Below are 15,923 nucleotides of genomic sequence, written 5' to 3'. Positions count from 1 at the left end.
ACACCGGGCAAGGCGCGAGGCGCTAAAATCCTGTGATCCTGCTACCATGTGGGTAGCTGTATGCGGAAACGAATCCTTGCCATCCTGGCCGGGGCGGCGCTCTTTGCGAGCGTCAACGCTTCGGCCGCAACCCTGAGTTCGCAGGCCCAATCGGTCCTGCCCAATAGCACGCGACAGATCATCTCGGTTAACTATCACCGCCTGGCCGATCAGCCGATTTCCCAAGAGCTGGAGAGCCGCGTGCTGCCACCTGGCATGCGCGGCCTTCAGGCAATGCTGGTCACTGGCGGCATCGATGCGGCCACGGATCTCAACCGGCTCACCTTCGCCACCTATTCCGACGGCAAGGGTGTAGGCCTGCTCGGTATCGCGGAGGGCAATTTCGGCAGCCTCAACCTGTCCAAGTTCTTCCACAAAACCAAGCAGAACCCCAATCCCCCGCAGATCGATGGCGTGAGCGTGTATAGCTCGAACGGGCTGGACTTCTTCGTACCTGATCCGGCGACCATCGTTTTTGGCGCCCGTAATGCTATTACGCAGGCGATCCAGACGCAACAAGGCGCTTCGCCGTTGAGCCAAAACGAAGCCATGACCAATCTCATCGCCGGCACACAGTCGAGCGACGTTTGGAGTGTGCTCGATGCCGGTGGAGCCCAGTCGATGGTGCGGGGACTGATCGGGGCTCAGGCAAACCAGTTGGCCGGCAAGCTCATTGCCAAGCGCTTTCAAGGGGCGCGTTATACCATCAGTTTTGCCAACGACGTGCAGGTGAACCTGGAGATGATGACCACCGATGCTCTCAGTGCCGCTGCCTTGGCAACTGCGATGGACGCCGACATCGCCATGCGCCAGCGGCAAGAGCAGAACGCAGCCGCAAAAGCCCTGCTGCAGCAGGTGCAGGTAGACTCCGCCGGCAACGACGCTTTCCTGCAAATTTCCGCGCCTGTGTCATCCGTGCAGGCGCTGATGTCGAGTGACCTACTTACGGCGATCGTGCACTAAGCTTTTCCACAAATGAAAAGGGGCTCGGATACTGATTACAATCCGAACCCCTCCTCAGGTTGCGCCACTTCGTCTGCTTTAACACTAAGCACGTCCCGTGCCAAAGTGCGCTCTTCTGAAAACACAAGATTTGGCGAGCGTATGCCGGCTTAGGCGGCAATTTTGTCAGATTCAGCAGGAAGTTCTGGGATGTGGTGGAATATTTTACGCATCAGGGTGGTGAGACCTGCCACATCGGGCCTTGCTAATCGTTCCGGGGCATATGTTCCACTCAAATCGATACACCAAAGGCCGCTGCTGCCGTCCAGCAGGAGGAGCCGACCGGTTGGGTGGGTCGCCAGCCAACGGTAGGCTTGCCGGACGGTTGCGACGGTGACGACACCGCCTAAATCCAGCCCCAGCGCAGCCGCTTGTGCCCAACCCGCCAGCTCCGGGTTTGGACTGAGCAGACAAATCCTTGCGGTTGGCGTGTGAGCCATAGGCTGAGCTGGTAGCGCACGCCGCCCGCGGCGCGCACGCCAAGCCGCGCCACTCAACGGCGCCGGCGGGAAATGCCAACGCCGCCGCACGCTTCCCTCAAAACCCAGGTCCAGCATCGCTCCTGCGGAGGCGGGCCAGCAGCGCAGAGTAGCCACGGCTGGAGCCGAGCGATTTCGGCAGCCAGCCTCGAGGCGGTCCAACTCCTGGTCGAGCGCATGCCGAAGCTTGCGGGCGCTGGCCACCGGCACCGCCAGGCCGAGTACGCTCGAAACGGATACGTGCAGAAGCCGGGGCTGACGGCGCTGCCAGTGGAAAGCGACGGATGCAGCTACGGTTTCCAGCAGTACGGTCATTGGCTTTACGACAATGCTTCCGTGCCCATGCGGCGAAAGCGCGCGAAGCGGTCCTCGCGCAACTGCTCACGGCTGTACCGGCTCAAGTCGTTGAGATGGTGCTCCAGGGCGTCTCCGAGCGCCTGGGCCGCCGCAGCCGGGTCTGTATGCGCGCCGCCTGCCGGTTCGGTAATCACCTCGTCGATCAGACCCAAGGCGAGCAGATCCTTCGCCGTCGGCTTGAGTGCCGCCGCCGCCCGCGCCTTCAAATTGGCATCGCGCCAGGTAATACTGGCGCAACCTTCCGGTGTGATCACGGAGTAGACGGCATTCTCCAGCATCAGGACGCGATTGCCGATGGCAATCGCCAGCGCTCCCCCGCTGCCCCCTTCTCCGGTGACGGTAGCGATCACCGGCACTCCCAGTTTGGCCATTTCGCGCAGATTCACGGCGATGGCTTCCGCCTGACCACGCTCTTCGGCGTCCACTCCCGGATAAGCGCCATTGGTGTCGATAAAGGTCAGGATCGGGCGATCAAACTTCTGCGCCAGGACCATCAAACGCAGTGCTTTGCGGTAGCCTTCCGGCTGCGGCATGCCGAAGTTGCACTTGATTTTTTCCTTGATATCCCGCCCCTTTTGTTGCCCCACGAGCAGCACTTCCCTGCCCCGGAATCGCGCCGGGCCGGCCACAATGGCGGCATCATCGCCGAACCTGCGGTCTCCGTGCCATTCGGCAAAATCAGTACACAGCAGGGGAACCCAGTCGAGAAAATTGGGGCGCTGCGGATGGCGCGCCAAAAGCACCCGTTGCCAGGCTTCGTTGTCGGCATCCGGAAGCGGTGCCTCGGGCACCGCGTTCGCCGCCGGTGACTCTCGACCCGCTGATGGGGTTTCATTCGCCATTGCTCAGGCCTCCAATACCCGTACCGAACCAGGGCCACAAATGGCCTCTAACCGGCGGCGCAGAGCGGCATCGCCGTTGACCCCGCGGCCGATTTCCAGAATCTGCTCAAACTGCTCCCGCTCTGAATAGGCTAGCAAATGCAGCTTGACCGTCCCCACGGGCACGTCCAGTGCGCTGGCCAGTTGCTCGAGATCCGGTGGCTCCAGCGTGTCCAGCGCCAGCCGCAGGCGCAGGCCGAGCGGAGGTGTCACCGGCGCACTGGCCAGATCTTGCAGATCGAGCAACTGCAGCTTGGCGGTGCGCCCGGCGCCATCGCCTTCCTCGCCCTCGTCATGGCCGTCTTCCATCATGACCCTCACGCGCGCCAGCACCGGCTGCGTGGCCCGCAACTGCGCATCCAGCCGCCGGTAGGCCTCGCTAAAGCAAAGCAGTTCGCGCCGCCCGGTCAGGTCCTCGACCGTTGCCGAAGCCCAGAGATCGCCCTTCTTGCTCTTCCGAGTCTGCACTTGCGAGAGAATTCCCGCCACGTAAATCTCCTCCTGGCGGCTGCGTACCCGAGTTTCGATTTCCTCCAGCGCAATGGTTTGCAGGTCGAGGCAGCGGTCGGCAAAACGATCCAGCGGGTGGCCGCTCACGTAATAGCCCAACACTTCCTTCTCGTGGGCCAGGCGCGTGGCTTCATCCCAGTCGGCAACCTGGGGGAGCGGGCGGCGGGCGCTCGACGACGCCGGCTCCTCAAAGCTGAGAAACAAACCGTGCTGCCCCGACTGGCGCGCCTTTTCCGCTTTTTGGGCCCGCTCCAGGGCCGCTTCGGCTTCGGCCGCCAGAGCCGCGCGGGATCCGAAGCCGTCGAGGGCGCCGGCCTTGATCAGGCTCTCCAGGACCCGCTTGTTCAAGGCCTTGCCGCTTACGCGCTCACACAGGTCACCTAGATCGCAAAAAGGGCCGGCCGCGCGCGCCTCCAGAACCGTTTGGACCGATGTCTCACCCACGTTCTTGATGGCGTTCAGACCGAAGCGGATGCCGTCGCGCTGGGGCGTAAACCCGGCGCCGCTGACATTGATATCCGGCGCGGAAATCGGGATGCGCATAGAGCGGCATTCTTTGATGTATTTAACCAGGCTGTCGGTCGAGGCGATGCTGGCGTTCAACAGCGCCGCCATGAACTCCACCGGGTAGTTGGCCTTTACATAAGCGGTCTGAAAGGCGACCCAACCGTAGGCGGCAGCATGACTCTTGTTGAAGCCGTAGCCGGCAAATTGCGCCATCAGATCGAAGACGGCTTCGACTTTCGCCCGCGGCAAGCCGCGGGCGCCCGCACCTTGCAGGAAACTGTCGCGTTGCCGGTCCATCTCCTGCTGGTTCTTCTTTCCCATCGCCTTGCGCAAAATATCCGCCTGCCCCAATGTATAGCCTGCCAGCACATTGGCTGCCTGCATCACTTGCTCTTGATAGACGAATACGCCAAAGGTCTCTTCCAGAATGGGCTGCAGCTCCTCCAGCGCATAGGCAATCGGCTTGCGGCCCAGTTTGCGATCGATAAAATCATCGATCATGCCGCCTTGAATCGGTCCCGGCCGGTACAAGGCATTTAAGGCTGTCAGGTCACTCAGCCGGTTGGGCCGATAGCGCCGCAGGATGTCCCGCATCCCCGCCGATTCGAACTGAAATACGCCAAACGTCTGGCCTTTGCAGAAGAGCTCGAAGGTGGCGGCGTCGTCTTCCGGAAGGTGGGCTAAATCGAGGCTCACCCCGGCATGCTCGGCAATGAGTTTCACCGCTTCATCCAGAATTGTCAGCGTCGTCAATCCCAGAAAGTCCATCTTGAGCAGGCCAAGTTTTTCAAGCCCCGTCATGTCAAACTGGGTCACGATTTCATCCCGGTTGGTCTTGTACAGCGGTACCAGTTCGGTCAGCGGCCGCGGCGCAATCACCACGCCCGCGGCATGCATGCCGGCATGGCGGCACAAGCCCTCTACCTTCTGTGCCACTGCAATCAGCTCGGCCGTCTTCGGATCTGTATCTACCAATTCCGCTAGCGGCGGGGATTGTTCCAGCGCCTGAGCCAGCGTGATGTTCAACTGGTTCGGCACCAGCTTGGCGATGCGATCGACTTCGCCATACGGCAAGTCCATGGCGCGGCCAACATCCTTGATCGCCGCTTTCGCTGCCATGGTGCCGAAGGTGATGATCTGCGACACATTGTCCCGGCCATACTTCCGGGTGACGTAGTCAATGACCTCGCTGCGCCGGTTCATGCAGAAGTCGACGTCGATGTCGGGCATCGAAATCCGCTCCGTATTCAAAAAACGTTCGAATAGGAGCTCATTTTCCAGCGGATCGAGATCCGTGATTCCTAGCGCATACGAAACCAGACTGCCGGCCGCCGAACCGCGTCCGGGTCCCACCGGGATGCCTTGTTCGCGCGCAAACCGGATGAAGTCCCATACGATCAGAAAATAACCGCTGTAACGCATGCCGCGGATCACCGCTATCTCCCGCTCCAGGCGCTCGCGGTAGGCCGCTGCCGGGTAGCGTGTTTTTCCCTGCTGCCGCCGCGTCTCAATCCAGCTCTCGCGCCGCGCCATACCCTCGCGCGTCACCTGTTCGAAGTAATCATCGAGTGTAATGCCCGCCGGCACCGCAAAGTCGGGGAACGAGTTCTCCACCTTGTGCAGATGAAAATCGCAGCGCTCGGCAATTTGGGCGGTCCGGTGCACGGCGTCTTCCACGCCTGAAAACACCCGCAACATCTCGGCCCCGGACTTCAAATAAAACTGATCGCTGCCGAAGCGCATTCGATTCGCATCCTGCACACGTTTGCCCATCTGGATGCACAACAGCACGTCGTGCATCTGCGCGTCGTCGTGCGCGAGATAATGGCAATCATTGGTCGCCACCAGAGGCAGCGCCAGTGAGCGGCTCAGCGCCAGCAGCTCGTCCTTGATGCGGTGCTCCTGCTCCAGTCCCTGGTCCTGAATTTCAATGAAAAAGCGATTCGCGCCGAAGATCTCGCCGTACTGACCGGCTACCCGTCGCGCATCCTGGGGCTTGCCGGCGCCGAGCAGTTCCTGCACTTCACCTTTCAGGCACGCCGAAAGGCCGATCAATCCCTGGCTGTGTTCCGCGAGAAAAGCTTTGCTGATGCGGGGCTTGTAATAGAACCCTTGCAGGCTGGCTTCCGAGACAATCTTGACCAGGTTGCGATAGCCGTGTTCGTTCTCGCACAGGACGATGAGGTGATTGTAGCTGTCCCCCTCCGGGGGCGCCCGGTGGTCGTCTTTCTGGCAGATGTAGAGCTCGCAGCCGATGATCGGCTTGATACCGGCCGCGCGCGCGGCGGCGTGGAACTTATAGGCACCAAACAGGTTACCGTGATCGGTAAGCGCCACTGCCCCCATGCCCAGATCCTTCGCCCGCGCCACCAGCTTGGTGACGTCACAGGCGCCATCCAGCAACGAATAGTCGGAATGAACATGGAGATGGACGAAAGGATCCATGGCTACTAGTTTCGAATTTCAAGCTTCAACTTTCAAGCCCGCACTCCAAACTGGAAACGCGAAAGTGGCTCGCCACTTTTTGCCCTGGTCGCTCCCGTTGGTCGCTTGGAGCGCGGGCTTCGAGTGCCGGCAGGGTCCGTCCGCTGGCGCTCAGGGCTCCTCCAAGCTGCCGCCACTCGAAACTCCCGAACTATTTCCTGCGGCGCGCGGCCATTTTCCGGGCAGCAGGTTTAGCCGCTGGCTTTGGCTTTGCTATGACTTTGGCGGCGCTCGCGATATTTTTCTTGGGTGGTTTTGACTCGTGCGTTGGCTCTGGCGCCGTGTTTGCGACAGGCCGCAGAGCCAGGGCCGAGGTACGAATCCCTTCGCTCAGCCCAGCTTCGGTGAGGTCCTCGCCCGCCAGCAGGCGTTTGTACCACGGCCGTAGCAGTTCTTCGGATTGCAACGAACGCGGCGCCAGCCCGAGCGCCCGCAGAACTCCCAGCGGCAATTTCTGGCGCTGAATCAACGCCTGCGCATGGAAGTCGCGCAGCTTCTTCCCGGCCTTTGCATCCGACGGATCGATGCTGGCATAGACCACGGCTTCCGGGGAACAATGCTCCATTAGCTCCTGCGCCGCCGCCAGCCATTTCCCCCCGCTATTCAGAGTCAGCAGCCGCTTCTCCAGACCCTTCGCTTCCACCATGAGCTTCTTCCAGCCGGAGGCCAAGTGCCGGCTCGGCAACCACTGTGCCAGCCGCGCTTGATCCGCCGGCGCCAAGCCTGCCAGCATCATCGGCATGGCCACCAGGCCGACGTCAATCATCAACCCCAGTAGTTCCCAGGATTCGACGGCCGATGTCAGCTTGGCCAAGCCCGCCAGATTCATCTTGCTCGTTTTGACACTGGGGCCAAAGGCGGCCGTCAGCCATTGCTCTTTTTCCAGCGCCGTCAGCACGGCTGCTGGGTCCGGCTCGTAGGCAATGGCTTCCAACTCCTGGCCGCGTGCGGAAGGGCTCGCCTGTTTCAGATAGTCTTCCTCGCGCGCCACCTCAATCCGGGCCGCCGTGCGTTCTTCGATGGTAAAGCCCAGGCGTGTGCGCAAACGCGTGGCACGAAGTGTGGCAAGGGGATCCTCGATGAATACATACGGGTGATTCATCCGGATCAGGTGCGCCTCGATATCCGCCGCACCGTTGCAAGGATCGAGCGGCAAGCCGCGCGATCCGGGATTGAGCGACAGGCCAATGGAGTTGAGGGTTAGGCCACGCCGGCGCAAGTCATCGTGGATGGTAGCCGGGCCCGAACCGGTGCCGTCCCGCCGCGCGGCCTGCAGCCGCATCCGGCAGCCGCGCAGACTGAACGACAGCGTGGCTGTTTCCCGCAGCGGACTCAATCGCTCACCCCCGGCAGCCGCCAGGGCTGTCTCCAGGGGCAGGGGGTCGCCTTCCAGGCTGAAATTCAGCAGCCGCACGGCTTGCCCCGTGAGCAGGTCGCGCATGCTGCCACCGGTGAAGTACAGGTTCAGGCGACGCTGCTGGCAAATGCCTTGCAGTACTTGCAACGCAAGCTGCTGATCCTGATTCAGGCGCGTAGTAAGAAGGAAGTTGTAGTCGGCCATGGCTTCGCTCAGGCGCGAGGGTGATGCGCGCGGTAGACCTCCTGCAGCCGCCCGCTGGCGACGTGCGTGTAAATCTGCGTGGTTTGAATGTCAGCGTGCCCCAGCAGCGCCTGCAAGCTGCGCAGGTCGGCTCCCCCTTCGAGCATCTGGGTAGCGAAGCTGTGACGCAACAGGTGAGGGTAGGCGTGCAGCCCCGCGCGCCGGCTGAGCTGCACCAGCCGCTGCCAGAGCGCTTGACGGGTGAGGGGTCTGCCGGCCGTGCCCGGAAAGAGCCACATCCCACCGCATTTGCGAGTGCCCAACAGGCGCGGTCGGGCCTCGGTCAAATACCCGCGCAGCGCCGCAATTGCCCGACGGTTCAAGGGTACTAAACGCTGCTTGTTGCCCTTGCCCTGGCAGCGCAGGAAACCTTGCTGCAGGTCGATATCGCTGAGCTTTAACCCCACCACCTCGCTGACGCGCAATCCACAACCGTAGAGAACGTGCAGGCAGGCACGATCGCGTGCCAGCATCGCCTGCTGGCGCTCGCTGGCGCCTGCGGGCGGTTCAGTGGTTCCGATCAGGCTTTCGATCTGCTCGACCCCTAGCACCGCCGGGATCGGGTGGCCCCAACGTGGCGCGCGAATATTCTCCCCAGGATCGTGCTCCAACCGGCTTTCCCGCACCAGGTAGCCAAAAAGGTTCCTGATCGCCACCGCTTGGCGCGCGGCGCTGCGGGCGCTCACGCCACGGCGGTGCAGGGCCAGCAGGTAGGCTTGGATGTCGCCCCTTTGGCATGTGGCAGGTGTCAGACTTTGCCTGCCAGCCCAGTTCGTGAATTGGACCAGATCGCGGGTGTACGCTGTTAAACTGTTGAGAGCTAACCCTTTTTCGACACGGGCCCAGCCCAAGAACCCGGCCATGGCATCAGGCCAGCCTATGGTGACGGAGGTTTCCACGCATTCTCCAAGTGGCTGAATGGGAATGAGTTAATTACGAACTCAGACCGATTCAGAACGAATCATACTAAAGTTGGCAAAACGATGCCAGCCGTATTCATGGCCAAGGGACTCATCGCTTGAACCCCTCGATTCGCAAGAAACTGGTTCTCTGCCTGCGCTCCGGACACGTCCTGGCTGGGTTCGTGGAACCGGAAGCCCTGAGTGCGGCGGGGCAGTTCCAGGTACTGATGCCGCAAGGCCGCAAGGTCGAGGTCGCAGGCGAACAACTGCTCGCGGCCTATTTCGTCGGGGAGTTTGTGAACGTTCAAATGCTAGCCAGTCCAGCTCCCAGGGGCGCAGTACCGCTTCCGGGCGTGCGCGTGCGCTGCCGGACGCTCGACCACCAGACCCGGGAGGGACTTCTGGCAACCGATTTGCTGCACCTGGAGGCGGGAGTCGAGCTCACGCCGCCCTTTGCGGAATGCTCCTGGCAGCGAGTCTATATTCCGCGGGGGGCATTGGAGCAGTTTTCGATCATCGGCGTCGTGCGTCCGCCCCGGCGGCGCCGGGCCGGGAGCGAGGCTCAGCGCTGGTTATTTCCATCAGGAGAAAAAGGCTAATGCGACTGGACGAGCTGGCCAACCATCTGGCATGCCGCTATGAGGGCCCAGCGGATGCCGAATTTTCCGGCATTGCCAGTTTAGAGGCTGCGAAACCGACGGACGTGAGCTTTGTCACCGACCGGCAGCACGCCACCGCGGCGGCAGCTTCCTGTGCAGGGGCTTTGATCGTCGGCGAGGACTTTTCTGCACCGGCAGCGCCAGTCCGCGCACTGCTGCGTGCAGCCAATCCCGCGGTGGCCGCCGCCCGTGCCGTCGCCCTGCTGCGGCCGCCCTGGCGGCCTGAGCCCGGCGTAGACCACAACGCGAGCGTGCATCCTTCGGCGCAACTGGGCCCGGGCTGCTACGTAGGCCCCTTCGCCGTTATCGGGGAAGGTTGCCACGTCGGCGCCGATGCCATCATTCACGCTCATGCGGTGCTCTATCCTCACGTGATCGCGGGCGCACGCTTGCTGGCCCACGCGCACGTGGTGGTGCGCGAGGGGACGGTCCTCGGGGATGACGTGACGCTCCAACCCGGAGTGGTCATCGGCGGGGATGGCTTTGGGTTTACCCCGGGCAGTGACGGTCACCACCTCAAAATTCCACAGGTGGGCACCGTTGTGATTGGCAACGGTGTCGAAATTCAGGCCAATAGCTGCGTTGACCGCGGCAGCCTCGAGGTCACTCGCATCGGCGATGGCGTCAAAATTGACAACCTGACCCAGATCGCGCACAACTGCGACCTCGGCGAGGATGTCCTGCTCTGCGCCCAGGTAGGCCTTGCCGGCAGCACCCGCATCGGCGCGGGCGCCGTGTTGGCCGGCCAGGTGGGCGTGGCCGGCCATTGCACGATCGGCGCCGGAGCGATCGTCACTGCCCAAAGCGGCACTCATGGCGACCTGGAAGCGGGGAAAATGTATAGCGGATCGCCCGCCTTTGCCCACGCCCAGTGGTTGCGCGCCACCGGCGCCTTCCAGCACCTGGCCGAGATGCAGCGCGAGCTGCGCCAGCTTCGCGCCACTCTCGATGCAGCGAGCAATTTGAGCCGTTCCGGGCGATAATGGGCGGCGAGACATGCGGGTGCTGATCTATAGCGATGTCCATGCCAACCTGGAGGCACTGTTGGCCGTCGAGGAAGCTGCGGCCGGCCGCTACGACGTCAGTCTATGCCTGGGCGATATTGTGGGCTATGGCGCCAATCCCAATGAAACCGCCGCCTGGGTGCACACCCATACTCCAACCGTGATTCGCGGCAATCACGATCGCGCCTGCGCTTCGCTCAAGGGTATTGCCGGCTTTAACGCCGTGGCCGCACAGGCGGCACTGTGGACGCACCAGAACCTTCGGCCGGAACACCTCACCTGGCTCGACCATTTGCCTGCCGGACCGCTGCCGTGGGACCATGCGCGGCTGGTGCATGGATCTCCGCTCGACGAGGATGAATATTTACTCGAGCCGGTGCAGGCGGCCGGGGCCTTTGCCGCCGACGGCACCTCGCTCTGCTGGTATGGCCATTCGCATGTGCAAGGCGGATTCGTATTGGCCGACGATCAGGTTGCGGTGCTGCCCTCGGCAGCGGAAGAAAAGCCCGGCGCGAGCGCCCGCGCCAGCAGTCGCGAGTTGGTGCTGCGGCCCGACGGCCGCTATCTGCTCAATCCCGGCTCGGTGGGCCAGCCACGCGACGGCGACTGGCGGGCGGCGTTCGCGCTTTACAATACCGAGACCAGGCGCGTCGTCTTTCACCGCGTTCCCTACGACATCACCCAGGCGCAGACCAAGATCGTTGCCGCCGGTCTGCCCGTACGGCTGGCGCAGCGGCTCGCTGCAGGCAGGTAGGTAGGGCCGCTCCTGGCGGCAACTTGGAGAAGCCCTGAGCGCCAACGGGCGGACCCTGCCGGCAATCGAAGCCCGCACTCCAAGCGCCCAACGGGAGCGACCAGGGCAAAAAGTGGCGAGCCACTTCAGCGCGCGGCCAGGACGAGGGCGGCAAGCACGGCCGTCTCACAGCGCAAAATCCGGGAGCCGAGGGAAACCGGCGTAAACCCGGCAGTGGCCGCCTCGGCAGCTTCCTCCGGAGTCCAGCCGCCTTCCGGTCCGATCAGCAACCGGCAAGGCGTGCCAGGCGCCAGCACGGTACTAGCTGCTTCGGATTCCTGCAGCAGCCAACGGTTTCCCGTGGCCGGCAGGGACAGAAATGAGCGCAGCGCCAGCGGCGGCGCCACCTCAGGGAGTTCCGCACGCCGCGACTGTTCGGCGGCTTGCGCGGCGATTTGCTGCCAGCGGCGGCAGCGGGCTGTGGCGGCGGTGGCTAGCTGCGCGTCGGTCCGCCGCGTGACCAGCGGCCACAACCGCGTCAGCCCCAGCTCGGTCGCCTTTTCCAGCATCCACTCGTAACGGTGAAATTTAAAGATCGCTACGCCGGCTTCCAGTTGCGGCACCGGCGCCGGCGCGGCCAGCCTCTCCAGGATCGCGAAGGCGACTGCACCCGAACTTGCCCGTTCGATCCGGGCGAGGTAAACGGCGCCCTCCCACGCCAGCTCATACTCCTGACCGGGTTCCACCCGCAGCACGGATGCCAGATGCTGCGCTCCCGCGCCCTCAATCGAGGCGCGATCGCCCTGGACTCGGGTAGCGAAAAAGCGGCGGCGGGCCATCCCTAACCGAACAGATCCTTGACCTTTTCGAATAATCCGGCGTCGTGCGGAATATTCTGGTTGGGCATGAGCCGATCGAGTTCCTGCAGCACTTGCTTTTGCTCGCGCGTCAGTTTCTTGGGGACTTCGATCTCGACCATGACATGCAGATCTCCGCGTCCACGTCCATTCACGCGCGGAGCCCCCTTGCCCTTCAGGGCCGGCATCTCAGCGCCACTTGGCGTGCCCGGGGGCACTGTCAGGAAATCATCCCCCCAAGGTGTGGGCACCTTGACGTCACAGCCGAGCGCCGCTTGCGGAAACGAAACGGGAATCGAACAATACAATTCGGTGCCTCGGCGGCGGAAAAACGGATGCGCGAGCACGTGGATCAGAACATACAGGTCGCCTGCCGCGCCGCCGCCCACGCCCGCTTCCCCCTCGCTGCTGAGGCGCAGTTGCATGCCTTCCTCGATGCCTGCCGGCACCGCCACGGTGCGATGAATTTCCTTGCTGCTCCGCCCCTGTCCGTGACACGCCGTACAGGGATCCCGGATTACGACCCCCGCGCCGGCACAGGTGCCGCACGTCCGCGCCACGCTGAAAAAGCCCTGCTGGAATCGCACCTGCCCCGTACCCCGGCAATCCGGGCAGGTAGGTGGCGCCGCGCCCCCGCGGGTGCGCTTGCCGTGGCAGACATCGCACGTGCCCAGGCGCTGGAATTTGATTTCCACCTCCGCACCCCGCAGCGCCTGTTCAAACGTTAGCTCCAGGTCATAGCGCAGATCCGAGCCCCGCTGACCGCCGCGGCGAGTGCGGCGTCCACCTCCAAAAATCTCGCCAAAGCCGAAAAAGTCGCCAAAAATATCGGCAAAGTCGGTGAAGGCGCTGGGATCAAACCCGGGACCACCGTTGCCGCCCACCGCGGCATGGCCGAAGCGATCGTATTGGGCGCGCTTTTGCGGATCGGCCAGGACAGTGTAGGCTTCCGATGCCTCCTTGAACGCTTCCTCGGCGTGCGGGTCGCCCTGGTTGCGGTCGGGATGATACTTCATCGCCAGGCGGCGATAGGCGCTCTTGATGTCGGTCTCCCCGGCGTCACGGCCGACGCCGAGTACCTCGTAGTAGTCGCGTTTTTCTGCCATGGGCACGCCGGATCAACCCTTGCGGCGCGCCACGCGCACCATCGCAGGACGAACCAGCCGGTCGCGCAGTTTGTAACCGCGTTGCAGTTCCTCCACAATTTGACCGTCGGGAGCGTCCGTGGTTTCCACCATCTCCAGCGCTTCGTGCAGATGGGGATCGAAACTCTGGCCCTGCGAGGCAATCGGTTCCAGGCCTGCCTTGCGGGCGGCATCGAGAAGCTGGCGGTGCAGCAAATCCATGCCCTTGCGCAGTTCGTCGACGGAGCCGGAGGCGGCATGCGCCTGCGCCCGGTCGAAGCTGTCCACCACGCTGAGAAATGGCCTCGCCGTTTCGGCGGTCGCAAGCTGGCGGGCATCCTGCAGCTCCCGCGCATAACGTTTGCGCGCGTTGTCGGCTTCCGCCAGAGCGCGCAGCAGCCGGTCCTGCAGAGCGTCCCGCTCCTCGGTGAGCTTTTGGACTTCGTCCGCCACTTCCGGCGCCGGCGTCGCCTCTGCGAGCTGGTGTTCCGGGTCGAGACCGGAGCTCGCGGTCACATCGGAGTTGCTATCCGGATTTTCCAGGCTCATGACAATTGCTCCCCCAGCACCCGCTGGCAAACGGCGCGGACCAGGGCTACCGCCCCCAGCACATACGCATACGGCATGCGAGTGGGACCAAGGATGCCAATCGCGCCCGATCCATAATTAGCGGCAATGAGCGAGAGCTCCGGCATGGCCTCGTTCTCCATGCCGACGCGCACGCGCAGCCAGCACCGCTCCTGCAGGTTGTTTCCCGCTTCCCAGTGCACCACTTCCGCGTTCAACGGCTCGTCCAGTCCCGCCAGCAGGTGCAACCAGCGTTCTTTCTGTTGCAACTCACTCAACAGCGCCGCCAGGCGGCTGGCGTGCAGGTTTTCTGCCAGGTGTCCGGCACCTTGCACGTACACGGCGCCCTCATTCTGCATCTCCAGGACTCCGCAATGCGACAGCACTAACACCCGCTTGAGCAGTTCGTCGTAGGCGGCGCGTTCTTCCTCTACCCGCCGCACCAGCTCCTGGCGGATGCGGGCCAAAGTCAAACCGCTGAAATGGTGGAGCAGATAGCGGCTGGCGGTATCCAACTCGGGCTGGCTGTAGGCCTCCGGTACCCGTCCCACGCGCTCGCGCACTTGACCATCGGCCGTCACCAGAATTGCCAGAACCCGATAATCCGTCAGCCGGAAGAACCTCAGGTCCTTCAGACCTGTGTCGTGTGCCGGCAGCACGGCCACCATGCCCACCTGGCTCGTCAGTTCAGCTAAAAACTCGGAGGTGCGTAACCAGAGAGTGGTTTCATCACTGGCCGCGCGCAACGCCTGTTCCAGGCGCAGCTTTTGTCCTTCATCGCCCAGCGGCAAGGGTGCGTCCATGCGCTGCAGCCACCAGCGGATCGCCGCGGCGGTCGGCACCCGCCCCGCCGAGGTATGGGGCTGTGTCAGAAATCCGCACCGTTCCAGCTCCACCAGGGCATGCCGGATGGTCGCCGAGCTTGTCTCCAATCGGCCACCTTCCGCCAGCGCCCGCGAGCCCACCGGGAATCCCGTCGCCAGGTAGGTCTCCACCACACCTTCCAGGATTGCCGTTTCGCGGCCTGCCGCCGGGGCCGCCGTAGCTTGGGACACATCGCGCACGCTTCATTATAAGCTGTCAACGAACTCACAGGTGCTGCCTAAACTAGCTCGCTCAAATTGCGGTGGGGCCGTGCCTGGGCCGCAGCAACCGCTTCATACGTCAACACCCCGGCGTGAGTGTTGACGCCGCGCATCAGACCCGCGTCGCTGTGTACCGCCGCCACAAAGCCGAGATCAGCCACCTTGCGCACGTAGGGCAAAGTCGCGTTGGTGAGCGCCAGGGTTGAGGTCCGCGGCACCGCGGCCGGCATGTTGGTGACGGCGTAGTGAACCACGTCCAATTCAATGTAGGAAGGGTGGGTGTGGGTGGTGGGGTGCGCGGTTTCAATGCAGCCGCCCTGGTCGATGGAGACGTCCACAATTACGGCGCCGCGCTTCATGCTTGCCACCATGCTACGGGTCACCACCTTGGGCGCGCTGGCGCCGGGAATCAATACCCCGCCGATCACCAGATCGGCTTCGGCCACTGCGTCGGAAATCGTCGCCGGATTCGAGGCCAGCGTTTGCACCCGCCCATCCAGAATGTCGTCCAGATGCCGCAGCCGCACGGCGCTGCGGTCGGCCACCGTCACCACTGCCCCCAGGCCGGAGGCCATGCGCGCGGCATTGCTGCCCACAATCCCCGCGCCCAGAATCAACACCCGTCCCGGCGGCACGCCCGGCACTCCGCCGAGCAGCATGCCGCGCCCGCCATACCGCCGCTCCAGATATTGCGCACCGATCTGCACCGCCAGCCGCCCGGCGATTTCACTCATGGGCTCAAGCAGGGGCAAGCGCCCATCGCTGCTCGAAGAAACAGTCTCGTAGCCGATTGCCGTGACTTGCTGTTGCAGCAGATGCTCGGTCAAATCCGGTAGCGGCGCCAGGTGCAAATAGGTGAGCAGGAGCAACCCTGGACGAAACAATTTATACTCCGCCTCGATCGGCTCCTTCACCTTGCACACCAGCTCGGCGCGCGACCAGAGATCTTTGGCCGTACCCAACAGCTCCGCGCCCGCCCGCCGGTACTCTTCGTCGTCAAAAAACGACGCTTGCCCAGCGCCCGTCTCGACTAGCACCTGGTGGCCCGCGCCCGTCAGTTCGACGACGCCCGCGGGCACCAGGCTGACACGGGTTTCGTGATCCTTCAACTCCCGCGGGACTCCGATAATCAT

Annotated in this window: 14 protein-coding genes; 4 read left to right on the top strand and 10 right to left on the bottom strand. The window is 63.3% G+C overall.

Annotated elements, in window-relative coordinates:
- Window positions 1-60: 60 nt before the first annotated feature.
- Window positions 61-1,002, top strand: coding sequence for a hypothetical protein (locus tag EPN33_09025; protein ID TAN21796.1), 942 nt, complete (start codon window positions 61-63; stop codon window positions 1,000-1,002).
- A 149-nt stretch (window positions 1,003-1,151) separates the two neighbouring features.
- Here EPN33_09025 and EPN33_09020 read toward each other — a convergent pair whose 3' ends face one another.
- The 5 genes from EPN33_09020 to EPN33_09000 form a co-directional block, all read right to left on the bottom strand.
- Window positions 1,152-1,835, bottom strand: a complete 684-nt coding sequence (locus EPN33_09020) for a hypothetical protein (protein TAN21795.1) — start codon at window positions 1,833-1,835, stop codon at window positions 1,152-1,154.
- 5 nt (window positions 1,836-1,840) lie between these two features.
- On the bottom strand, window positions 1,841-2,719 hold the full coding sequence (locus tag EPN33_09015; GenBank protein TAN21794.1) for an acetyl-CoA carboxylase carboxyltransferase subunit alpha: 879 nt from the start codon (window positions 2,717-2,719) through the stop codon (window positions 1,841-1,843).
- 3 nt (window positions 2,720-2,722) lie between these two features.
- Window positions 2,723-6,220, bottom strand: coding sequence for a DNA polymerase III subunit alpha (locus tag EPN33_09010; GenBank protein ID TAN21793.1), 3,498 nt, complete (start codon window positions 6,218-6,220; stop codon window positions 2,723-2,725).
- 190 nt (window positions 6,221-6,410) lie between these two features.
- On the bottom strand, window positions 6,411-7,820 hold the full coding sequence (locus EPN33_09005) for a CCA tRNA nucleotidyltransferase (protein ID TAN21792.1): 1,410 nt from the start codon (window positions 7,818-7,820) through the stop codon (window positions 6,411-6,413).
- An 8-nt stretch (window positions 7,821-7,828) separates the two neighbouring features.
- Window positions 7,829-8,758, bottom strand: coding sequence for a tyrosine recombinase XerD (locus tag EPN33_09000; protein TAN21791.1), 930 nt, complete (start codon window positions 8,756-8,758; stop codon window positions 7,829-7,831).
- Window positions 8,759-8,877: 119 nt separating this feature from the next.
- Here EPN33_09000 and EPN33_08995 point away from each other — a divergent pair, with 119 nt between their 5' ends.
- From EPN33_08995 to EPN33_08985, 3 genes are read left to right on the top strand one after another with little or no spacing between them, the layout of a single operon-like run.
- Window positions 8,878-9,360 carry a hypothetical protein gene (locus tag EPN33_08995; protein ID TAN21790.1) on the top strand — a complete coding sequence of 161 codons (483 nt, stop codon included), beginning with the start codon at window positions 8,878-8,880 and terminating at the stop codon, window positions 9,358-9,360.
- A complete protein-coding gene (gene lpxD, locus EPN33_08990; GenBank protein TAN21789.1) occupies window positions 9,360-10,403 on the top strand; it encodes a UDP-3-O-(3-hydroxymyristoyl)glucosamine N-acyltransferase in 1,044 nt (347 codons plus the stop codon). The genes EPN33_08995 and lpxD overlap by 1 nt, the downstream gene beginning before the upstream one ends.
- A 13-nt stretch (window positions 10,404-10,416) precedes the next feature.
- Window positions 10,417-11,178 (top strand): metallophosphoesterase, encoded by a 762-nt coding sequence (locus EPN33_08985; GenBank protein ID TAN21788.1) that lies wholly within the window; start codon window positions 10,417-10,419, stop codon window positions 11,176-11,178.
- Between the two features lie 125 nt (window positions 11,179-11,303).
- Here EPN33_08985 and EPN33_08980 read toward each other — a convergent pair whose 3' ends face one another.
- From EPN33_08980 to ald, 5 genes are read right to left on the bottom strand one after another with little or no spacing between them, the layout of a single operon-like run.
- Entirely contained in the window at window positions 11,304-11,996 is a 693-nt protein-coding gene (locus EPN33_08980) for a 16S rRNA (uracil(1498)-N(3))-methyltransferase (protein TAN21787.1), read from the bottom strand.
- Between the two features lie 2 nt (window positions 11,997-11,998).
- The gene (dnaJ, locus tag EPN33_08975) at window positions 11,999-13,120 is read right to left on the bottom strand and encodes a molecular chaperone DnaJ (GenBank protein TAN21786.1); all 1,122 of its coding nucleotides are present in this window, start codon (window positions 13,118-13,120) and stop codon (window positions 11,999-12,001) included.
- A gap of 12 nt (window positions 13,121-13,132) precedes the next feature.
- A complete protein-coding gene (grpE, locus tag EPN33_08970) occupies window positions 13,133-13,687 on the bottom strand; it encodes a nucleotide exchange factor GrpE (protein TAN21785.1) in 555 nt (184 codons plus the stop codon).
- On the bottom strand, window positions 13,684-14,769 hold the full coding sequence (locus tag EPN33_08965) for a heat-inducible transcriptional repressor HrcA (protein ID TAN21784.1): 1,086 nt from the start codon (window positions 14,767-14,769) through the stop codon (window positions 13,684-13,686). The genes grpE and EPN33_08965 overlap by 4 nt, the downstream gene beginning before the upstream one ends.
- A 38-nt stretch (window positions 14,770-14,807) precedes the next feature.
- Window positions 14,808-15,923: an alanine dehydrogenase gene (gene ald, locus EPN33_08960; protein TAN21783.1), complete on the bottom strand. Its 1,116-nt coding sequence runs from the start codon at window positions 15,921-15,923 to the stop codon at window positions 14,808-14,810.

Source organism: Acidobacteriota bacterium, assembly GCA_004299485.1.
In the GTDB taxonomy this organism is placed as follows: Bacteria; Acidobacteriota; Terriglobia; order Terriglobales; family SCQP01; genus SCQP01.
This window is presented reverse-complemented; position numbering and strand designations above follow the sequence as displayed.